This is a genomic window from Streptomyces krungchingensis, assembly GCF_054729265.1.
Genome location: NZ_JBPUKY010000001.1, coordinates 118,980 through 137,942 on the forward strand (window position 1 = coordinate 118,980; position 18,963 = coordinate 137,942).

The following is an 18,963-nucleotide window of genomic DNA, read 5'->3' on the forward strand; positions in this document are numbered from 1 at the left end:
CGCGCGCCGGTTTCGCCCGGTCAAGCGTGCAGCACCTGAAGGAAGTAGTTCCTCACCGGACAACCTCCTGGACAATCCTGTCGCCGTCGTCCGGAAGCACCGCGGGGCGCAGCCGAACCCCTCTCAGTCCGAACTGTGAACGCCATCGGGCGAGTTCCTGGGCGAGACGATCCGCTGTTCCGACGAACAACTGCGTGTCCGGCGCCCAGACGAAACCGGCGGCGTCATTCAGCCGGGCCAGCCTGGCCCTGGCGTGCTCGTCCGTGTCGCCCAGGACGACCGCCACATCCGCGTACACCTCGGTCCCGGTGGCGTCCGGCGTCAGCCTCTCGATTTCTCGAAACGCCGTCAGGAGCGAGGGAATCGGATGCTCCTGCGACGGGGTCACGAAAACCCGGTCCGCGACGGCGGCAGCGAGTCGGTACGGCTCCAGGGCGTGGTGTGCGAGCACCGCGACCTTCGGGGTGCCCGGCGCCGGGACAGTCAGCGGGCCGGCCGCGGGGTACCTTTCCCTCCCGGTGAGCTGCGACGGGGCGACCATGTCCCGGTGCAGGAACGTGTCCCCGCTGCTCAGGCTCTCGGCGGGAAAGGTCCTCCACAAATCGCGCACAGTGCACACGTAGTCCTCGGCATCACGAAAGAGGTCGCGCAGGCGGCGGGCGATGCGAGTCGGGACGTACACGTCCTCGGGCTGCAGTTGAGGCGTGGCCGGACCACCGACCGCTGTGGCATCGCGTGCGTCGGCGGAAACCTGCGGCCGCCACACCACCCTGCCCGGCCCGATGGCCGCCAGGGATGCGATCTGGGCGGCGACGTGGAACGGGTTGGTGTGCGTCACGTTGCGCGAGACCACCACCTCGCTGATGTCCGTCGTTGCCAGCAGGACCGCTGCGGTGACAACGGGATCGAGCCTGCCGCGCACCCGGTCATGGGCGTGGTCGGCGGTACCGAACCGGTCGGTCTGAAGGCTCAGTCCGTCTTCGAGCGTGACGAAGTCGAGGCCGCCTGACGCGGCCGCACGCCCCCAGTTCGTCCAGTAGCTGCCCTTGAAGACATCTTGGGCATCCGTCACCGACGACTCCAGCCACGAGGCAGGGTGCCAGCCCGTGCCCTCCAATGCCAGGCCGAGCCGAAACGAGCCAGGGTTCATCGAGTCCTTTTCCATGACCCGATTCCACAACCATCACACTGATGTGAAGGTCAACCCGTGGTCACAAACTCCACGGAGCGAGGGGCGGGCCCATGGTTGCAGCAGACCGCCCGATCGGGGCCCGGGCTCGTCGGGCCACCTCCGCTTGGAGCTGTCCACGAGCTTAGGGGTGCAGCGGCGGCAGCAGACAGACCAGGACGCCAAGGACAAGATCCGGAGCATTCCCGGGCCGATCGCCCCAACGAGCCACCCGTGGCCACGTGTTACACAGGTCGGCGACGCGTGACGCCTGTACCACCGTCAGACGAAGATCGTTCCATGGGCGGGCCCGGGCCCTGCGACTTCGGATGTCAGTGCGTCCACGTACGGTCTGCGCATGGTTGATCAGAGACCCCCCGTGGCATCGATACTCGACTTCGCGACCTGGGCGCCCGTGCTGCGGCTCCTGCTGGCCGACCATCCGCAGAGGCATGCTGCCCGGTCTGTTCGTGTGTCGGGACGTATCGGTCGGCATGGCTGGAGTCTGGCCCTGAAACGACGGATCCCGCCGCCGGGACGAGCCGCACAGGTCGAGGACATGCAGGAGGAGTACGACGCCGTCGAGCGGGTGCAGCGCGCGCTCGCGGACGCCGGAGTCGGCGACATCTCGTTCACGGCGGAGATCGAACCGACCGGAACGACCGCACTCCGCCTGCTCGGGCCCAGCCCAGCCGTGGAACCCGGCTTCGGCACCCCGCACCCGGGGACTCTCATCCTGGTCGACGGTGCCCTCCCCGAACCCTGGCGCCGTCTCCCTGATCCCGCGCCCGAGGCAGTGCCGGCGCCTTCGGCAGACCTGGCGTTGCTCGAGCGGACGCTGCGCGAGCGGTTGCCGCACGCCATCGGCGCCACGGAGGAGGAGATCGCCGCGGCTGAAGCCCGCCTAGGCGTCACGCTGCCCGACGAGCTCAAGGTTCTGTACCGGGTGACCCGGGCACGGTGGGAGGACTTGGGTGACGACCACGAGGCAGCGGAACGCCAATGCGAAGCTGTCGACTGCGAGCTTTTCGACCTCGACGGCCTGTACGTCGCCGACGCGTCGTCCCGCCGGTGTTCCTGGAAGTTCGCGGCGATGGAGGCGGTCGTCACTCCGCCCGATGCCATGGTGCAGGGAGTCGTCGGCTCACCCGGCTGGATCGCGTTCGGCGACAATGGCGACGGAGACCGGCTGGCCGTCGATCTGACGCCCGGCCCTGGCGGACACATGGGACAGGTCATCATGCTCTCCCACGAGGAGAACATCGGCGCCGCGCTCGTAGCCGACTCCGTCACCGATCTGGTGCTGCGCCGGCCCGGCGCAGCGCCCAGCAGTCCGCAGCTGCAGGAGCCAGTCGTGGCCCGGGTCAACATCGCAAGCCTGAGGAGCATCCAGGCCGCCGCGCACCCCGGCTTGGAAGTCCTGTCCATCGGCGTGTGGGACGGTGCGCCGTTCAGTCTTGCTCCCGTCACCGGGCTGCCCCGGCTGCGCACTCTTACCGCCTACCCCGGCACGCTGGCCGACCCTCTGGAGATTGCCGAACTGACCGGGTTGGAGTTCTTGGAGATCGGCCCGCATGAGTGGCGCGTCCTCCTCGACGCCGGAGCTGTCCCACGCTGCCTGTCGGCCGCCGCCATCGTGGTCCACGGCAACCAGGACCCCCTGCCCATCGTGGACATCGCGAACGAGATCCTGGCCCTCTGGGACCGGCCTCGGATCATCCAGACCGTCCTTGAAGGCGACCTCGGCCCCATGGCATAGCCGAGGCGAAGTATTCAGACTCTCTTCGCCGTATCTGCCACAGCCCGTACGAACTCCCCGATGTGGGCGGCGGTGTTACCCGACCGCCAGACCGGGCCTCGTTCGATCGGGCGTGCATCGTGGAGGGGCACGTAGGTGATGTCCGGACGCGGATAGTAGAGGCGGGAGTGCTCGCCGACCGGGAGGACCCCTTTGCCCATCGCGACCAGTGTGAGCATTTCGGAGAACGAGGCTCCGGCAGGTCCTTTCGGGATCGGGCGGCCCGACGGGGTGCGGTCCGGGGTGCGGTCGCGCTTGAACCCTGCCGATGTGACCTCCGGGTACTGCACTACGGGGTGGTCCGCGAGCACCTCCACCGACACAGAACGCTCACCGGCGAGGGGGTGTCCGGAACCGACCGCGAGGACCCGCTGCTCCGTGATCAGCGCGGGACCGCAGGCCATCCCGTCGAAGGGATACGAGGCGATGAGGACGTCGACCGAACCGTCGACCAGGCTCGCACGGGAGTTGGACAGCTGCACCTCCCGGACCTCGACCCGGCAGTCGGGGTGCCGTTCGCCGAACAACGCGACCGCCTTCAGCAGTGCGGGGGCCGTCCGCTCTCCGAGAAAGGCCACCCGAAGTTCGCCCGTGACACCTCGGCTCGCGTCGGCTGCTTTGCGGAGTGCGGTCTCCATCGCGGCGACGAGAGGGGCCAGATCGTCGGCCAACTGCTCGCCGACCGGGGTGAGTCGAACGGTCCTGCTGGTCCGCTCGAACAGGGCGCCGCCGATGTGCCGCTCCAATTTCCTGATCACCTGGCTCACCCGGCCGGTCGTGAGACCGAGGCGTTCCGCGGTACGGCCGAAGTGGAGTTCTTCGGCAAGAGTCAGGAACGTCTCGATCTCCACCCGCTCCGGCACGTCGCCCCCATTCGTTGAGTCAGGCTCAACGATCGTATGGCAATGCTGCCTTGATGGCGCATTCCGTCCGGCGGATCCTGGAACAACCGCACCGACTCCACCATCGAGGGAAGAGCTGTGATCACGTCGAACGCCACCACCGGACCATCCGGAACCCACGTGTCCCCGCAGGACCACGGCCGCACCGCGCAGACCCATGGCGAGGCACCACGGATGCCCGCCCTGTGCGTCAAGGCGTTCGATCACCTGGTCCTCAACGTCGCCGACGTCGAGCGCTCCCTAGCGTTCTACACCGGTCTCCTGGGCCTGGAGCCGGTGCGCGTCGACGAGTGGCGACAGGGCAAGGCGCCCTTCCCGTCGGTCAGAATCACCCCTGAGACCATCATCGACCTTGTCGCCGGCACCCGGGGGTCCGCCAACGTCGACCACATCTGTCTCACCGTCGATCCCCTGGACTGGGACGAGTTCATCGCATCGGCACCCTGCACGGTTCTCGAAGGGCCCGTGCCGCGGTTCGGCGCACGCGGCACGGCCACGTCGGTCTACGTCCAGGACCCGGACGGCAACGGAATCGAACTGCGCTGGTATCCCCAGGACTTCGACAACTGAGCCGAGCAAGGGCCGCGCGTCAGCCGGCTCCCGACCGGCACGTGTCGTCCGCCGTCGACGTCCTGCCGACGGCAGATCAGTGGTGACGACTGTGCCGGCCGGGCGTACCCATGGGGGACCGGCCGCCGCCGGTGCCGGAGTCAGCTGCCGAGGCCTACCTGCTCCCGGTCCGCCCGGTCCTCGCCTCGCAGCCAGACGGTGCGCTGCGGGAAGGGGATCTCCACGCCTGCGGCGTCGAGGGCCTCCTTGGTCCTGCGGCGCAGTTCCCTGGTCACGCTCCATTGCTTGAGCGGAACGGTCTTGACCGCGACGCGTACGACCACACCGTCGGCGTCCAGCGACTGCACACCCCACACGGAGGGATCCTCGAGGAGGTCGCCGGCGAAGGCAGGGTCCTGCCGAAGCTCGTGCCCGGTCTTCTCCAGTACCCGGTAGACCGTGTCCAGGTTGGCGTCGTAGGCCACCGCCACGTCGAGCACGGCACGCGCCCATTCCTGGCTGTCGTTGCGCACGCGCAGGATTTCTCCGTTGCGGATGTGCCAGAGTCCGCCGTTCAGGTCGCGCACGTGCGTCAGCCGCAGGCCGACGTGCTCGACCTCACCCACGGCCTCGCCGAGGTCGACGGAGTCACCGACGCCGTACTGGTCCTCGACCATGATCAGCATGCCGGACAGGTAGTCCGCCACCAGGCTCTGCGCGCCGAAGCCGATCGCCAGGCCGACGACGCCGGCGCTGGCCAGCAGGGGGCCGAGGGCGATGCCGACCTGGTCGAGCACCATGGCGACACCCACCACGAACAGCACGACGGTGACGATGCTGCTGAGCACGGAGCCGATGGTCCGCGCCCTCTGTTCGCGGCGCTCCCCCGAGCGGGAGGCGTCACGCTGAAGCACGGCGGGCCCGCGGCCGCCTCGGCGTGAACGCTCGGTTTCCGCCGCTGCGGGCGACGGTTCGAGGATGCGCTGCACGACCCGTGTGATCGCCCGCTTCGCGAGGATTCGGATCACCGCCACGCCGACGACGATGAGCGCGATCCGCAGGGGTATCCCGATCAAGAGGGCGGCGTTGTCCTCCACCCAGCCTGGCCAGGAGACCGCCAACTCGGTATGCGGGGCGGGAGGTGCTGCCATCTCTGCCAGGGGCACGCGTTGCTCCATTCGTCGGTGGGACATGACCATCGCCCCCGCCGCGTACCCACCGCCTGGCCGGACATGGTCGCGAAACAGTGTGAGGAACCGCGCGAAATGCAGCCGAACCTTCACAGCGGCGGTACATCCGGTGGGCCGGGCGCCACTGCCCCTGGGCGGCAACGTGCTGCATGTCCGACCGCCACCCTGCGCCGCCGGCATCCGCTGACGTCGCCTTCACCGCACGGTGATGCCCTGCCAGGCGTCGTCCGGCAGGGCTCCGGCTTCGCACCGTGCTCGTATGTCCCGGCGCCGCAGGGCCGCAGGGTGAACGTCCTCGCCCCTGCGGCCCGCACCGGATGGCTACCTGACGTCGTAGGCGCGCGTGATGGTCTGGGTGACCGCGTTGCCCTTGGCGTCGGTGAGGGTCGCCTTGAGAGTGACCTGCTTCCCGGAGGCACCGGTGTGGTCGACGACGGCCGTCCAGCGGCCGTCATGGTGCTCGGCCGGCGCCAGGGTCCAGGTGGTTCCGCCGTCGTAGGAGTAGGACAGCGTGGCCTTCGTGATCGCGGCCGGGGTGTACCCGGCATGGCCCTCGGCCCAGAGAGCGACCTTCAAGCCCCGCTGTGCGGGAAGGGTCTTCGTGCCGTCCACCGGCAAGTCGTAGGCCGGGAAGAGGAGCGGCAGGCCGCGGGAGAAGACGTCCGGTTCCCGGTGGGAACGGAAGGTCCAGGAGGTGCTGACGGCGGTGGAGCGCAGCCAGTTCCGGTCCGAGGTCGGGATCTTCTGCAGGTTCTGGGTCAGCTCGTAGAGGGAGTCCTCGTCCGGCACCTCGAACACGCCGTACGGGTCGACGCGCCGGCCGAGCAGTTCGCCGTCGCGCTTGAGCGCCAGGTTGCCGATGTCGCCGAAGGATCCGCCGTAGGACCAGTGATCCCCGGAACCGTCGAGCCAGAACGCGGTCTGAAAGCCCATCAGGTCGCCCTGTCGTTCGGCGGTCAGCATCTGCTTGCCGTCGGCGTCTCGCGGCGCGGACGGCCTCAGGAGGTCGCCGTACCACTCCTCGGTGCGGTGCTCCCCGGGCCGGTAGACGCGCTCCTGGTCTCCCATGAACGCGGCGAACGGGAAGCTGGTCATGGCGCCGTGGTACCAGACGGCGTCGTCGGCCGCCGTGTAGTAGGCGGTTCGGGTGCCAGGCACGTGCACTGAGCCGAACGGGCTCACGGGGATGTACGCGCCACTGTCCTCGGCCGGGCGCAGGAACAGGGCGTCGAGGTAGTCCGCTTCTTTGCCCATGGCGTTCCAGGTCTCGGCGACCCGGGCCAGCCGCGAGTCCCTGGGCCGGTACACCTGGTGGGCGTTGAGCGGTCCAGGGGTGGGGAAGGTCAGGTTGTACACGTACGGCGGGCCGTCCTGGGAGCCGGAGGCACGCCAGGTGGGCCGGAACGTGAAGGCGCCGTCCGTGGCCCGCTGGTCGACATCCGCGTAGAACTTCTGGACGGTGCCGTCCGTGGTGAGCGATCCGGAGACCTGCCAGGTGTCGTCCCAGCTGCGGGCGTAGCCGAAGGTGGTGGTGTCCACGTGTGCGGGCCGTTCGGTGTCCAGGCTCAGCCGGTGGGCCTTGCGGGCGTCGAGGACGACCGTCGTGTCCCGGGTGATGCGCAGCTGCGGGTGTGCGAGGTAACTCATCGATTCGGGCGCCTTGTCCGGGCCGTACGTCGTCACGAAGCCGCTGAGGCAGTAGCTGCCCGGGCGGACACGGTAGGTCTGGTCGGGTGCACCGGCGTTGCTGCGCCGTTCCCCTCGGTCGGTGTCCAGGCTGACGAGGTCGAGGGAGGAAGCGCCGCCTGCGGCGTCGCCGTTGCGGTCGATGGTCTTGACCCGGAGTGTGACCGTGTCCGGCTCCACGTAGAGGGTCACCGGCACGGAGACGTGTACGTCGGCGCCGGTGGCCAGGATCCGGCCGGTGACCGCACCGTACTGGGAGTCCTCGAGGCGGGCGGTGGGATCGATGCGTACCGGCACCTGGGCGGTGCCTCCCGCGGGGACGGTCACCTTGCGCTGTGCGGGCTCGATGATGCCGGAGCGGATGGTGCTCGCGTCGTTGCCGTGCACGCCGCTGACCGACAGGTTCAGGGTCAGGGCGGCGCCGCTGGTGTTGGTGAAGGGCACGTCGACGGTGGTGCGGTCCGAAGCGTCCTGCGGCCAGGGGTAGTTGCCGGCCTGGACCGCGGGGGCGGCGAGCACCTTCTGGTTCACCGCGGCGAACACGTCGAGGACACCGCCGCCGGTCTGGTCGGCGCCCGCGACCCTTGCGCCGGTGCGGGCCGAGGAGACGAGCGCGGACTTGATCTGCTGTGCGGACCAGTCGGGGTGGGCCTGGCGGAGGACGGCTGCGGCGCCGGCGACATGCGGGGTCGCCATCGAGGTGCCGGACATCGACCGGTACGCGTAGGCGCCGCGGCCGCCGGCGCTCGCCGCCGAGATGCCGACGCCGGGGGCGGCGATCTCGGGCTTGAGTGTGTGCGTGACGGCCACGGGACCGCGGCTGGAGAACGGGGCGGTGCTGTCGTCCCGGTCGACGGCGCCGACGGTCAGCACGTCGGGTACGCATCCGGGTGAGGAGACGGTCTCGGTACCCGGGCCGGCGTTGCCCGCAGCGACGACGAACAGGGTGCGTGTGTTGTGGCTCAGCTGTTCGGCGGCCTGCGCCACCGGGTCGGTGCAGTCCCTGATCGCCGGGTTGCCCAAGCTCATGGAGACGACGTCGGCCTTCTCCTCGACGGCCCACTGCATCCCGGCGATGACCCACGAGTCCTGCCCGGATCCGGAATCGTCGAGGACCTTGCCGATGAGGAGAGAGGTGCCGGGGGCGACACCCTTGTTGCGGCCGTCGCTCGCTGCGCCGGACCCGCCGACGGTGGAGGCGGTGTGGGTGCCATGGCCCACATGGTCCTCGGAGGTCTTGGAGTCGGTGAAGTTCTTGGTGGTGGTGACCCGGTCCACGAGGTCGGGGTGTTCGGCGTCCACGCCTGTGTCCAGCACGGCGACTTTGGTGCTCCGGCCGTCGTAGCCGGCCGCCCAGGCCTCCGGCGCGTGCACCTGTTGCGTGGACCGGTCGAGCGTGGCTTCGACCCTGCCGTCCAGCCACAGCTTCTTCAGCGCGGCGGCCGAACGTGAGCGGCCGCCGGTGATGTCACGCCAGAAGGCGGCGGCGGTGTCCTTGTCGGCGGTGAGTGCGACGCCGCCCACCGCGGGCAGGAGCAGGCTCTGCTCGGAGCCCCGCGGGGCCGAAGGCGCACTCTTGGCGACGTCGACGCCCTTGCCGTAGGTGGCGATCAGCGGCAGTGCGTCGGTGTGCGCGTCGTCGTATCCCTGGCGGACGAGCCCGGTGACGTTGAACAACTCGGCGTCGGCCTTGCCCTCGGCGACGGCCTGCGCGGCACCTTCGGGGTAGACGTAGAGATCCTTGCCCGACTGGAAGGTACGGAACGTCGGCTGCGTGCCGTCCTCGTGGGGCAGCACGGCCGCGGAGCTGCGGCCCGAGGTGTCCGTGGTCACGAGGACCTTGTCGCCGGTGACGAGAGTGACCGTCGTCTGCTGGGCACGGTTCTTCGCGGTGTCGCTTCCGACGACGGGTCTCTTACCGGCAAAACCGTCCTGCCGCGCGCCTGCCGCGGTGGACGGCGTGAGCGCGGTGAGGACCATGGTTGCGGCGGTCGCCGCAACCATGGCTATACGGGGTATGGGGCGCATGTGTCTCCCTACGTGGCGCCGTCGATGCCGTGATGCGGCTGCAGCCTGGCAGACATGCGCAGCGTGTAGGGATGCCTGGCTGTGACGGATGGTCCGCATGTCGGGTTTCCGTCATGCGGTCACGACGGTGTGCAGGTCACAGCCAGCCCGCGCGGGCGGCGTGCCACCCGAGCTGCAGACGGGAATCGGCCCCCGCGAGGTCCATCAGGCGTCGGGTCCGCCGCTCCACGGTCCGTATGGAGACGCCGAGTTGGGACGCCGCACGCCTGTCGGAGACTCCCGCCAACAGCAGGGCCAGGACCTCGAGTTCACCCTCGGTGGGTCGTTGCTCGGCTGCCGCCTGCACCCGTACGCCGGAGTCGGTGGGGTACAGCGGCCGGGCCTGGGCCCATTCCGTCTCGAACAGGTGGACCAGGGCCGTCAGCAGACCGCTGCGGTGCACCACGATGGCGCCGGGCTCACCACAGGGGCCGGCGACCTCCAACGGCACCATGGCGCGCTCCCGGTCCGACACGACCATCTTCAGCGGCAGTGTGTCGGCCAGGCGGAGTTCGAGTCCGGACGCGATCGCCGTCCGCATGTCCTGTGCCACGTCCTGGCTGTCGAGGTAGTCCTGGTCAGCCACGACCCGGAAGTCGACCCCGCGGTCCAGCGCGGAGTTCTCCGCCATGTCGGTGTCCTCGCGCGGCACCGCGATCGGCGCGCCCACGAGGAAGACGAGCAGCTCCCGCTGCGCGCCGTGCTCCAGTTGGTGGAACCGGTGGGCGACCTGCTCCGTGCCGACGACCACCTCCACGACACTGCCCGCGGGATGTATGGCGGTGCTGCGGTACTGCTCGGTCAGCATCGAGAACGCGGTCTCGGCCCGCTGCAGCGCGTTGCGCTGCTCGACCAGGAGCGGGGCCAGGGCCACGGACGGCGGGGTGAGCCGGTACCGGGTGGCGGATTCGGCCTGGTCCCGCCGGCCGTCCGGGGCTGACGTCTCACCGCTCGTATCGGACACCACCGCGACCAGGCCGCGTGCTGCCATGTCCCGCAGGACGCGGACGGTCTCGGATCGCTCCAGTCCGGTCTGCCGGGCGAGGTCCGGGGCAGAGGCGGACGCCTGGGGCAACAGAGCGGTGTAGACGGCCTCTTCGGCCGGGCCCAGTCCCAGTTCTTGCAGCATTCTGTTCCCCCTCGGCGAAACCCTATCCCGGCTGGCGGGAGCGCCGAGTTCGGGCCTGGAGCGCTTTCCGTAGCCAGGAGCTGTCGTACGGCGGGGCGCGGCCGCCCTCCTGCCGACCCTGCCTACGGTATGGGGGAATATGTTCCGTCTGTCCCGGAGGTCCCGTGCTCGGCAAGCATGCGAAGAATCAGGCGCGTCCGGCCGAGGCCATCGCACCACCGAGCGAGGCCCAAGTGGTGATCGTCGTCGCGTCGGTGACACTGCTGGTGATGATCCTGGGTGCCGTGTCGCAATCCCCGGTGTGGCTTCTCGGCCTTCTCGTGTTCCTTCCGGGGGCCGCATCGGCACTGTGCACCGTCCGTCAGACGAAGTTCGTGTTCGCCTGGACCGAACTCGTGGTCATCGTCACCATGCTCGCCCGGCACGGTGACGGACGGCCATGGCTCGACAGGGTCCTCATGATCCTGCTCACCCTCGTCCTGGGCACCGCTTCCGTCTACACCTGCCACCGCCGCATCAGCCGCGAGCAGGAGATGCTGCGGCTGCGCTCCACCGCAGCCGCGATGCAGCGCCACATCCTGCGCCCCTTGCCCATGCTCACCGATGACGTCCTGGTGAACGGTCTGTACGAGCCCGTACAGGAGGACCGGCTGGTAGGCGGCGACATCTACGACGTCGTCGAATCACCGTGGGGCACCCGGGTGCTGATCGGTGACGTCCAGGGCAAGGGACTCCCTGCGGTCGGCGCCGCGTTCGCCGTCATCGGCGCCTTTCGCGCGACGGCCCACCGCGAGCCCACCCTGACCGCCCTCGTCGACGCCCTGGACGCCTCCGTCGTGCGGCACAACTCCTACGCAGCGAAGACCGGCGACGACGAACGGTTCGTCACCGCGCTCATCCTCAACATCGACGCGGGCGCGGAGGCACAGGCCATCAACTGCGGCCACCTCCTGCCACAGGTCCTGCAGGAGGCCAGCGTGACCACACCGATCCTCACCTCGGGCGTCCCCCTCGGACTCGCCGAACTCGCCACCGAACCCGCAACCGTCGACTGGTTCGTCTTCCCGCCCGGCGCGACGCTGCTCCTGACCACGGACGGACTCACCGAGACCCGCGCCGCCGACGGCGCCTTCTACCCCCTCACCGAGCGTCTCACCGAACGCCTCGCCCAGCAGACACCGCCCTCCCCCACCGACCTGCCGCGTGCGCTCTACGACGACGCGCGTGCGTTCGCCGGGGGCGGTGGCCAGCACGACGACGTGGCAGTACTGACACTGCGACGCTCACCGAACCGCTGACGTCCTGCCGCAGGGCCTCCGTGAAATCGTGGACACCGAACTCCGTGTGGTTGTGGACGGCAGTCCCCGGCCGCGCCACGCGCCCGACGGTGGCACTGACGTCGACGAGCTCGGCCACCTTGCGCAACGAGTCCTCCACAGCCCGCAGCAGACGCGGCGATCGGATCTCGTGAGACGGATCAGGTCGGGATCCCCGCCGCCGGTGTCCGGACAGCGCTGCTCAGAGGCTCCAGCGGCGCCACGATCGAGTTCACCGAGCGCCCCGGCTCGACGCCGCGGCACTTCGCCGATCCGCACCAGGGCAGCTACCCGTCGGGCAGCTTCGTCCGGTCCCCGAGGGTGGCACCGTGACTCACGGTGTCACCGGCGACTGCACCTTCCTCTTCATCACCGGCAAGCCGTTCGGCATCCAGCACGTCGGCGACTGATCGCGCACCGATCAGCGATGTGCCAGCAGGCGCGCCGCGGCCTCCCGCGCCAGGCCGGCGGCGCCGGTGTCGCCGAGGCCGACACGGGCGCAGGCGGCCCCGTGGGCCTGCCGAGGTTGCTGCAGCCGAGCCCAACACTGGACACGGTCAGACCGGAGTTGCCGAGTTGGCGATAGCCGACGGACATGCTGCGCTCTTTTCTCGAGGTGCATAGGCGGTCAGGTGGGTGGCGATCCGGAGACCGAACACCGAACTGCCCATCCAGCCTGATCAGCGCATCGACATGAGTCCAATCAATCCGTGCGATCCTCCGATGCAGAGAATCGATGGACGTCGTCTGGCGTGTGCACGGCTCGGCCTTCATCGCCGCCTCCGCGTCAGCGCAGCCGGCCGGGGCCGTCCTCGGTCACTGAGCGGCGCCGCTCTGCCGAAGGTGTCGTCGTCAGGGAATTTCCTCTCCGAACGCAGGCCATGACGGCGCGGCTCAGGGCGTTTGTGATGGTTCTTGCTTGCGTCGATGGGGCAGAGTTTGGGCGGTGCTCGGTGACGGCTGGACACGTCCGATGCGGCTCTGTGCGACGGGCACCACTTTGCCGATCACGGTGGCGAGCGTGGCTCCGAGGACGCTGACGCCGACCAGGGTCAGCCAGGTCGCGGCTGCGCCGGTGGACAGCAACCCGGAGAGCGCGATCGGAGCGATCGCTCCTGCGATGGTCACGGCGAGCTGGTTGAGGGCCAGGTATCGGCCGCGGAGGGCGTCTGGGGCGCTTTCTGCGGCGACAGTGGACGTGATGGGGCTGCCGAGGATCTCACCGAAGGTGTAGCTGCCTGCACCGAGGAACACGACGGCGACCGCGAGGGCGAGTGCGGTCACGCGATCGGCAGCGAGGAACAGCAGATAACCGGCAGCAAAGCAGGCGTGCGCGGCGACGAGGACGCGGCTGCGCACACGCCCGCTGAGCCGGCCGACGACGACGCCTTGGCCGAGGCCGACCATCAGGGTGTTGAGCATGAAGACCGCTCCGGCGGTCCACCCTGGCAGTCTCAGCACGTCCACGGCATAGACAGGAATGGCGATGTTGAGGGCGAACAGCGAGAAGGCGAAGCACAGTTGATGTCCGACGAGTGGCAGGTATCGGCGGTCCCGAAGCACGCGTCGCCAGCCTCCGGCAGCATCTTGGCTCGTCTTGGGACGGCTGTTCGGTACGGCCCGCATCAGGACGAAGGCGGTGAGGTACGACAGGGCGTTGACGACCACAATCGCCGCGTAGACGCCCTGAGTTCCGATACCGACGGCGACGGCGGAGAGGAGTCCGCCGACGGCGTAGCCGATGTTGCGTATGGACCCGAGGAGGCCGAACCAGTACTCACGCCGGCCGGGCGCGGCCAGCGCCGTGACGGTCACGCCGTAGCAGCCGGAGAACACCGCCCGCCCGGCGCTGTTCAACCAGGCGCAGACGGCGATCTGCCATGTCTGGCTCACTACGAGATACCCGGCGAAGCCGAGCGCCTGGGCCAGGTTTGCCGTCTGCAGCACAGGCTTGGCGCCGTACCGGTCGACCAGTCCTCCGACGAGAGGACCCGCCGGGAGCGCCAGCAGCCCGGCCGTCGTCAGTGCCGCGCCCACCTGCATCAGCGTCAACGAGGTGGTGGCCAGGAAATACAGCATCGAAACGGGGATGAAGACGCCGGTGCCGATCGAGTCGACGACGATCGCCGCGACGAAACGGCCGTGCCGGGATATCGGGGTTCGGAGCCTGCGATCGGAGTTGGTCACGAGCCAGACGGTATATATTCTATACCGGTATCTACAACGCTACCGGGAGTCGCACATGGGCAAGGCCTACAACGTCATGGCCGCGACCTGCCCCAGTCGCACCGTCCTGCACCGCATCGGGGCCCGCTGGACGGTGTTCATCGTCAACGCGCTCGACACAGGGCCGATGCGATTCACCGGGCTCAAGGCGCACATCCGAGGGATCACACCGAAGGCGCTCACCGAGACACTGCGCGCGATGGAGTACGACGGCCTGATCTCTCGCACGGAGATTCCCGCAAACCCCCCACACGTCGAGTACGCCCTCACCGACCTCGGCCGGTCACTGCTGATACCCCTACGTGCCGTCCGGGAATGGGCCGAGCGCCACGTCCCCGACATCGAACGCGCCCGCGCACAGGCCGACTCGCAACAGTGAGGTGACTCGCCACTGCGGCCACGAACCGCGCGGCGCGGCTGTCGCGCCGACGAGATGCGGGCAGGGCTGTTTCAGCAGGAACAGCGACGGGCGGAGGAGTTGATGCGGCCCCGACCATCCGCCCCGGTTCGCAACTTGCCGCTCGGGGACGCCGCATCGGCGAAGTGCGCGGTCTCGGGCAGGATTTGGACTGGGTAGAAGCCCAGCGTGTGCGGCGACTTGAAGGCTTCCTCGTACAGGGCAAGGGTCCGGCGCAGGCAGAGCGCGCATCCATCAATGCCCGGCTCCGAGACCCCACCCTCAGGTTCGATCGCCACGCACCCTCGCCGGCCCCTCCTGGCCCTCGGCGGCTGGCCAAATTCCTCCTGCCACGGCCGGTAGGCTGGGCCGGCTGCGGTCCCCCCACCGTCACCCGAGCCCATGCGGTACGTGACAGCCTGCGGCGGTTGAGACGTCTTCCGGCATGAGGGTGAAACACAGGTGCTGATAGCGGGCCGATACCGGCTGCACAATCCCATCGGACGCGGCGCGATGGGAGAGGTCTGGCGAGCCTTCGACGAGGCCCTCAGCAGACCGGTAGCCGTCAAACTCCTGCTCCCCCAGGACACGGACCCGACGGCAGCCTCACGTTTCCGCCTTGAGGCGCAGACAGCGGGAAGTCTCAACCATCCACATGTCGTTGGAGTCTTCGACTTCGGCGAGCACGAGAACCGTCTCTTCCTGGTGATGGAGCTGGTCGAGGGCGACAGCCTCGCCCGCCACCTCACCGCTGCTGGCCCGTTGCCCGCCACGCAGGTGGCGCAGATCGCCGCTCAGGCCGCCGCCGGACTCGCCGCCGCCCACCAACAAGGCATCGTGCACCGCGACATCAAGCCCGCCAACCTCCTTCTGGACGCCGACGGCACGCTCAAGATCGGTGATTTCGGCATCGCCCGTTTCGTCGACGATCCGGCCGCCGCCCTCACCACGACGGGACAGATCGTCGGCACGAGCCTCTACCTCGCCCCCGAACGTGCCCTCGGCAAGCCCGCCGAACCCGCCTGCGACGTCTACGCCCTGGGCTGCGTGATCTACCAACTCCTCACCGGCCAGCCACCGTTCCAGGCCGACACCGCCATCGCGATCCTGCACCAGCACCTGGACGCCGCTCCCGTACCGCCCCGGCAGCGGGGCGCGGAGATTCCGGCCGCCTTCGAGAACTACCTCCTGGCTCTCCTCGCCAAGCAGCCAAATGACCGGCCCAGCGCACAACAGGTAGCCGGCTGGTTCGCCACCGGCGCCTGGGAGGGCCGACCCGAGCCGCTGCCTGCCCCCGCGGCCCAGACCCCAGCTGCGCCGTCACCAAGACATCCCGCCCCCTCAGGACGGCTGCCGCACACCACTGAGGCGGGCCCTGCGACCACCTACGCCTTGCCTTCCTCTTCCGGGCACACGCATCGATCACATGCGCCTCGGCGCCGTGTCGGGCCTGGTAAGCGCGGACGCGCGGCGCACCGGCCGAGGGTCGCAGGCGCGGCCGCCGGGGCAGTCATCTTCCTGGCCGCCTTGGTCGCCGGGGTGCTGTGGTTCTCGCCGGGCCGCAGTTCGGCGGAGGCCCCGCAAACCGACACACCCGGCGCCACGAGCCCCACGACGACTCGGGAGTCGGCCGGCTCCCTGTCCGACACGCCGGACCCTTCATCCACCGCATCGCCGCCGGCGAGCACCGCAGACCGTCCGGAGCGGGAACCCGAGCAAAAGCACAGGGGGGACAAGCACGGGAAGCACGACGAGGACGACTGAGCGAGCCAGATCGTGTGGATCGTGGCGTCGACCGCTGAACAGACGCTGAGCAGAGACGGCTCGGTCAGTTCTCGACGCGACGCGATCAGGGCCCGACCGTGACCGGTCGGGCCCTGATCGCACGGAAGGGCCTTGCCCAGCCGGTCCCGGCCACGAAGGCGCCCGGCCGCCGTCGCTGTGCGCGCCCGACGCGACAGGCGGCGAGTCTAGGTGTGAGAACCGGCCGAGGGCGGACGCCATGTACGCGGGGCGGGGTCAGACGCGGGTGGTGTGTCGGTCCAGGAGGGCCCGCAGCCGGTCGACGTCGTCGGGCGTGCTCAGCCCGTGCTTGGGCAGGACCTCGAGGCACATGATGTTGGGGTCCCGGCTGAGCAGGACGAAGTGCCCGCGCGTCTCCCGGTAGCCCTGGAGGACCGACCACTTCTGGGTGAGCGTGCCATGGTCGCTGCTGGTGGAGATCCCGGCCGGCGACACGGTGGTGCGGTACTCGCCCTGCCATCCGACAGTCCGCTGCACTTGAGCGGCCTGCAGCCGCGGATAACCGACCACCACCAGGACGACGAACAGGAACAGAGCGGTCGAGACCACGTCGGCGCTGCCCCGGCTTATGGTGCCCGCAAGCCACTGCCCCACCCACAGTGCAAGGAACACACTCCGCAGCAGCAGACCCCAGCGCTTGATCCGCGCCCGGACCCGCAGACCGACCAGTGTGTCGGCGGGCTGCGGGCGATATGTCAGCTGCACCGCCGCCCCGTCCACGACATCGACGACGTCCTCCCCGCTGTTGCTGGTGACTTCGTGGCCGTCGGCCATGATCCCTCCCCGGTAAGACGACCCGCGGATCCTATCGACCCGATCCCCGCCACCCAGCAGCCTTTACTGAGCGATGCATGCAAGCTCGACCTGGACCTGGACCTGGACCTGGACCTGGACCTGGACCTGGACGACATCAGTCTTGTCCATGGCGTTACACCAGCAGAGTCGACGCACTCGCTGTGTCCCTTTCTACGAGAGTCGTCTGCCCGTGACTTCGGGACTGCGCGCGGGAGTCCGTGATCGATGTCAGCGAGTATTGATGTCGCTCGTCCGTCGGTCGGGCCCAAGGACCCGTCGAACCTCCCGGCCCTGCCACCGTCGGCGCAGCCAGCGGTCGTGGCTGGCGACCACGACGGCACCTGGTCCGGTGCCGAGTGCCTCCTCCAGTTCGTCACACAGGCGGGGGGAAAGGTGGTTCGTGGGCTCGTCGAGCAGCAGCAGGTGGGGCGGGCGGGCCACCGACAGTGCCAGCGCCAGCCTGCGGCGCTGCCCCACCGACAGCGCCCGGACCGGCCTGTCCAGGTCTGTCTCGTGCATCAGGCCGAGCGAGCCGAGCGGCACCTTCGCCGCCCTCGCCGGGCCCACCGCCCCCTCATAGGTGTCGCGGACGGTGCGTTCGGGCCGTTCGAACACCGTGTCCTGAGTGAGCAGCCCCACCGTCACGTGGCGCCGCCTGTGCACCTCGCCCTCGGCCGGGAGCCGTCCGGCGAGGACGGCGAGCAACGTCGACTTGCCGGCCCCGTTGTCTCCTGTGACCAGGAGCCGGTCGGTCGCCGCCACCTCCAGGGCGTCCAGTGCCAGCCGGCCCGGCACCCTTACGTCCCGCAGTGCCACCAATGGCTCCGTGTTCTCCTCGGTGTGCCTCGCCAACTCCCGAGCTGCGAATCGCAGGGGGCGCGGCGGCTCGGTGACCTGGGTGCGCTCCAGCTCCTCCAGCCGCCGGGTGGCGTTGCGCACCCGGCGGGAGATGGAGTGCTGTACCCGGCCGCCCCGGTGGCCGTAGCCCATCTTTTCGTTGTCGACGCGGCCCCGGTCCGGGGCGACCCGGTGCGCGGTCACGCCCACCGACTCGCGCAGGTCTTCCAGTTCCTCCTGCTCCTCGGCGTACCGCCGCTCCCAGCGCTGCCGCTCGGCCTGTTTCTCTGACAGGTAGGCGCTGTAGTTGCCGCCGTACCGGACGGGTCCGTCCAGCGACGGGTCGAGGTCGATCAGGTCGGTGCTGACGGCGTCGAGGAACGCCCGGTCGTGGCTGGCGACCACCACGGTGCCGGGCAGGGACCGGACCTGTCCCTCGAGGAAGGTGGCGGCTTCGTCGTCGAGGTGGTTGGTCGGCTCGTCCAGGAGCAGTGCGGTGGGCCGCCGGATCAGCAGCGCGGCCAGGGCCAGCCGGCTGCGCTGCCCGCCGGAGAGCGAGCCGAGGCTCCGGTCGTGGCCGAGGGCGCCGAGGCCGAGGCCGTCCAGGACCAGCGCCGCGCGGCGGTCGGCGTCCCAGGACTCCCGGTGCTGGGCCTGTTCGAGACGTCTGCCGTAGGTGTCGAGGAGTTCCTGGTGGCCGGGGTCGTCCTCGGGGACGCGGGCCAGCTCCTGGCCGAGCCGGTCCAGTTCGGCGAGGTCCTCACGGGTCTCGCGGAGCGCCTCGTCCAGGACGGCGGCGAGGGTCGAGTCCGCGTCGAATTGCATCTCCTGGTGGAGGAAGCCGAGGTCGCGGGGACGTGTGACACGTCCCGCGTCGGGTTCGTCCACGCCGGCGAGCAGTCGCAGCAGGGTGGACTTGCCGACGCCGTTCTCCCCGATCAGGCCGATGCGGTGACCGGGGGAAGCGGTGAGGGAGACGCCGTCGAGGACGCGACGGCCGCCGAGGTTGCGGACGAGGTCGTGGGCGAGCAGAGCGGGTTGGGGCACGGGGTACCGTCCTGGCGTGATCGGTGGTCGGCCCGCCGGGCGCTTGGCCTCGG

The 18,963-nt window shown here is 69.6% G+C and carries 14 protein-coding genes; 5 read left to right on the plus strand and 9 right to left on the minus strand.

Features of this window, described 5'->3' with window-relative positions; all coding sequences use genetic code 11:
• Positions 1–52 precede the first annotated feature (52 nt).
• Entirely contained in the window at positions 53–1,165 is a 1,113-nt protein-coding gene (locus tag ACSYGO_RS00605) for an LLM class flavin-dependent oxidoreductase (RefSeq protein WP_460385398.1), read from the minus strand.
• Positions 1,166–1,547: 382 nt separating this feature from the next.
• Here ACSYGO_RS00605 and ACSYGO_RS00610 point away from each other — a divergent pair, with 382 nt between their 5' ends.
• Positions 1,548–2,927 (plus strand): SMI1/KNR4 family protein, encoded by a 1,380-nt coding sequence (locus ACSYGO_RS00610; RefSeq protein ID WP_460385399.1) that lies wholly within the window; start codon positions 1,548–1,550, stop codon positions 2,925–2,927.
• Positions 2,928–2,941: 14 nt separating this feature from the next.
• Here the strand turns inward: ACSYGO_RS00610 and ACSYGO_RS00615 are convergent, their stop codons facing one another.
• Positions 2,942–3,829 carry a LysR family transcriptional regulator gene (locus ACSYGO_RS00615; protein WP_460385400.1) on the minus strand — a complete coding sequence of 296 codons (888 nt, stop codon included), beginning with the start codon at positions 3,827–3,829 and terminating at the stop codon, positions 2,942–2,944.
• Positions 3,830–4,042: 213 nt separating this feature from the next.
• Here ACSYGO_RS00615 and ACSYGO_RS00620 point away from each other — a divergent pair, with 213 nt between their 5' ends.
• Positions 4,043–4,438 carry a VOC family protein gene (locus ACSYGO_RS00620; RefSeq protein ID WP_460389656.1) on the plus strand — a complete coding sequence of 132 codons (396 nt, stop codon included), beginning with the start codon at positions 4,043–4,045 and terminating at the stop codon, positions 4,436–4,438.
• A 140-nt stretch (positions 4,439–4,578) separates the two neighbouring features.
• Here ACSYGO_RS00620 and ACSYGO_RS00625 read toward each other — a convergent pair whose 3' ends face one another.
• The 3 genes from ACSYGO_RS00625 to ACSYGO_RS00635 all read right to left on the minus strand — a co-directional run bounded on the left by ACSYGO_RS00625 (position 4,579) and on the right by ACSYGO_RS00635 (position 10,489).
• Positions 4,579–5,583 carry a mechanosensitive ion channel family protein gene (locus tag ACSYGO_RS00625; protein ID WP_432187819.1) on the minus strand — a complete coding sequence of 335 codons (1,005 nt, stop codon included), beginning with the start codon at positions 5,581–5,583 and terminating at the stop codon, positions 4,579–4,581.
• Between the two features lie 345 nt (positions 5,584–5,928).
• Entirely contained in the window at positions 5,929–9,321 is a 3,393-nt protein-coding gene (locus ACSYGO_RS00630) for a S8 family serine peptidase (protein ID WP_460385401.1), read from the minus strand.
• Positions 9,322–9,457: 136 nt separating this feature from the next.
• Complete coding sequence (locus tag ACSYGO_RS00635) at positions 9,458–10,489, minus strand: TrmB family transcriptional regulator (RefSeq protein ID WP_460385402.1); 1,032 nt, start codon at positions 10,487–10,489, stop codon at positions 9,458–9,460.
• 164 nt (positions 10,490–10,653) lie between these two features.
• Here ACSYGO_RS00635 and ACSYGO_RS00640 point away from each other — a divergent pair, with 164 nt between their 5' ends.
• Positions 10,654–11,787 carry a PP2C family protein-serine/threonine phosphatase gene (locus ACSYGO_RS00640; protein ID WP_460385403.1) on the plus strand — a complete coding sequence of 378 codons (1,134 nt, stop codon included), beginning with the start codon at positions 10,654–10,656 and terminating at the stop codon, positions 11,785–11,787.
• 912 nt (positions 11,788–12,699) lie between these two features.
• Here ACSYGO_RS00640 and ACSYGO_RS00645 read toward each other — a convergent pair.
• Positions 12,700–13,992 (minus strand): MFS transporter, encoded by a 1,293-nt coding sequence (locus tag ACSYGO_RS00645; RefSeq protein ID WP_460385404.1) that lies wholly within the window; start codon positions 13,990–13,992, stop codon positions 12,700–12,702.
• 55 nt (positions 13,993–14,047) lie between these two features.
• On the opposite strand from ACSYGO_RS00645, the gene ACSYGO_RS00650 reads away from it, so the two are divergent.
• Positions 14,048–14,410 (plus strand): winged helix-turn-helix transcriptional regulator, encoded by a 363-nt coding sequence (locus ACSYGO_RS00650; RefSeq protein WP_426679638.1) that lies wholly within the window; start codon positions 14,048–14,050, stop codon positions 14,408–14,410.
• A gap of 71 nt (positions 14,411–14,481) precedes the next feature.
• Here the strand turns inward: ACSYGO_RS00650 and ACSYGO_RS00655 are convergent, their stop codons facing one another.
• Positions 14,482–14,727, minus strand: a complete 246-nt coding sequence (locus ACSYGO_RS00655) for a hypothetical protein (RefSeq protein WP_460385405.1) — start codon at positions 14,725–14,727, stop codon at positions 14,482–14,484.
• A gap of 163 nt (positions 14,728–14,890) precedes the next feature.
• Between ACSYGO_RS00655 and ACSYGO_RS00660 the strand changes: the two genes are divergently transcribed.
• Entirely contained in the window at positions 14,891–16,192 is a 1,302-nt protein-coding gene (locus tag ACSYGO_RS00660; RefSeq protein WP_460385406.1) for a serine/threonine-protein kinase, read from the plus strand.
• A gap of 255 nt (positions 16,193–16,447) precedes the next feature.
• Here ACSYGO_RS00660 and ACSYGO_RS00665 read toward each other — a convergent pair whose 3' ends face one another.
• Positions 16,448–17,005: a YcxB family protein gene (locus ACSYGO_RS00665; protein ID WP_432173693.1), complete on the minus strand. Its 558-nt coding sequence runs from the start codon at positions 17,003–17,005 to the stop codon at positions 16,448–16,450.
• Positions 17,006–17,254: 249 nt separating this feature from the next.
• Positions 17,255–18,910: an ABC-F family ATP-binding cassette domain-containing protein gene (locus ACSYGO_RS00670; RefSeq protein ID WP_460385407.1), complete on the minus strand. Its 1,656-nt coding sequence runs from the start codon at positions 18,908–18,910 to the stop codon at positions 17,255–17,257.
• Positions 18,911–18,963: the final 53 nt, after the last annotated feature.

Coding starts and splice junctions, on each gene's coding strand:
- ACSYGO_RS00605 (WP_460385398.1), bottom strand. CDS start 1,165: ATGGAAAAGGACTCGATGAACCCTGGCTCGTTTCGGCTCGGCCTGGCA.
- ACSYGO_RS00620 (WP_460389656.1), top strand. CDS start 4,043: ATGCCCGCCCTGTGCGTCAAGGCGTTCGATCACCTGGTCCTCAACGTC.
- ACSYGO_RS00630 (WP_460385401.1), bottom strand. CDS start 9,321: ATGCGCCCCATACCCCGTATAGCCATGGTTGCGGCGACCGCCGCAACC.
- ACSYGO_RS00635 (WP_460385402.1), bottom strand. CDS start 10,489: ATGCTGCAAGAACTGGGACTGGGCCCGGCCGAAGAGGCCGTCTACACC.
- ACSYGO_RS00650 (WP_426679638.1), top strand. CDS start 14,048: ATGGGCAAGGCCTACAACGTCATGGCCGCGACCTGCCCCAGTCGCACC.
- ACSYGO_RS00665 (WP_432173693.1), bottom strand. CDS start 17,005: ATGGCCGACGGCCACGAAGTCACCAGCAACAGCGGGGAGGACGTCGTC.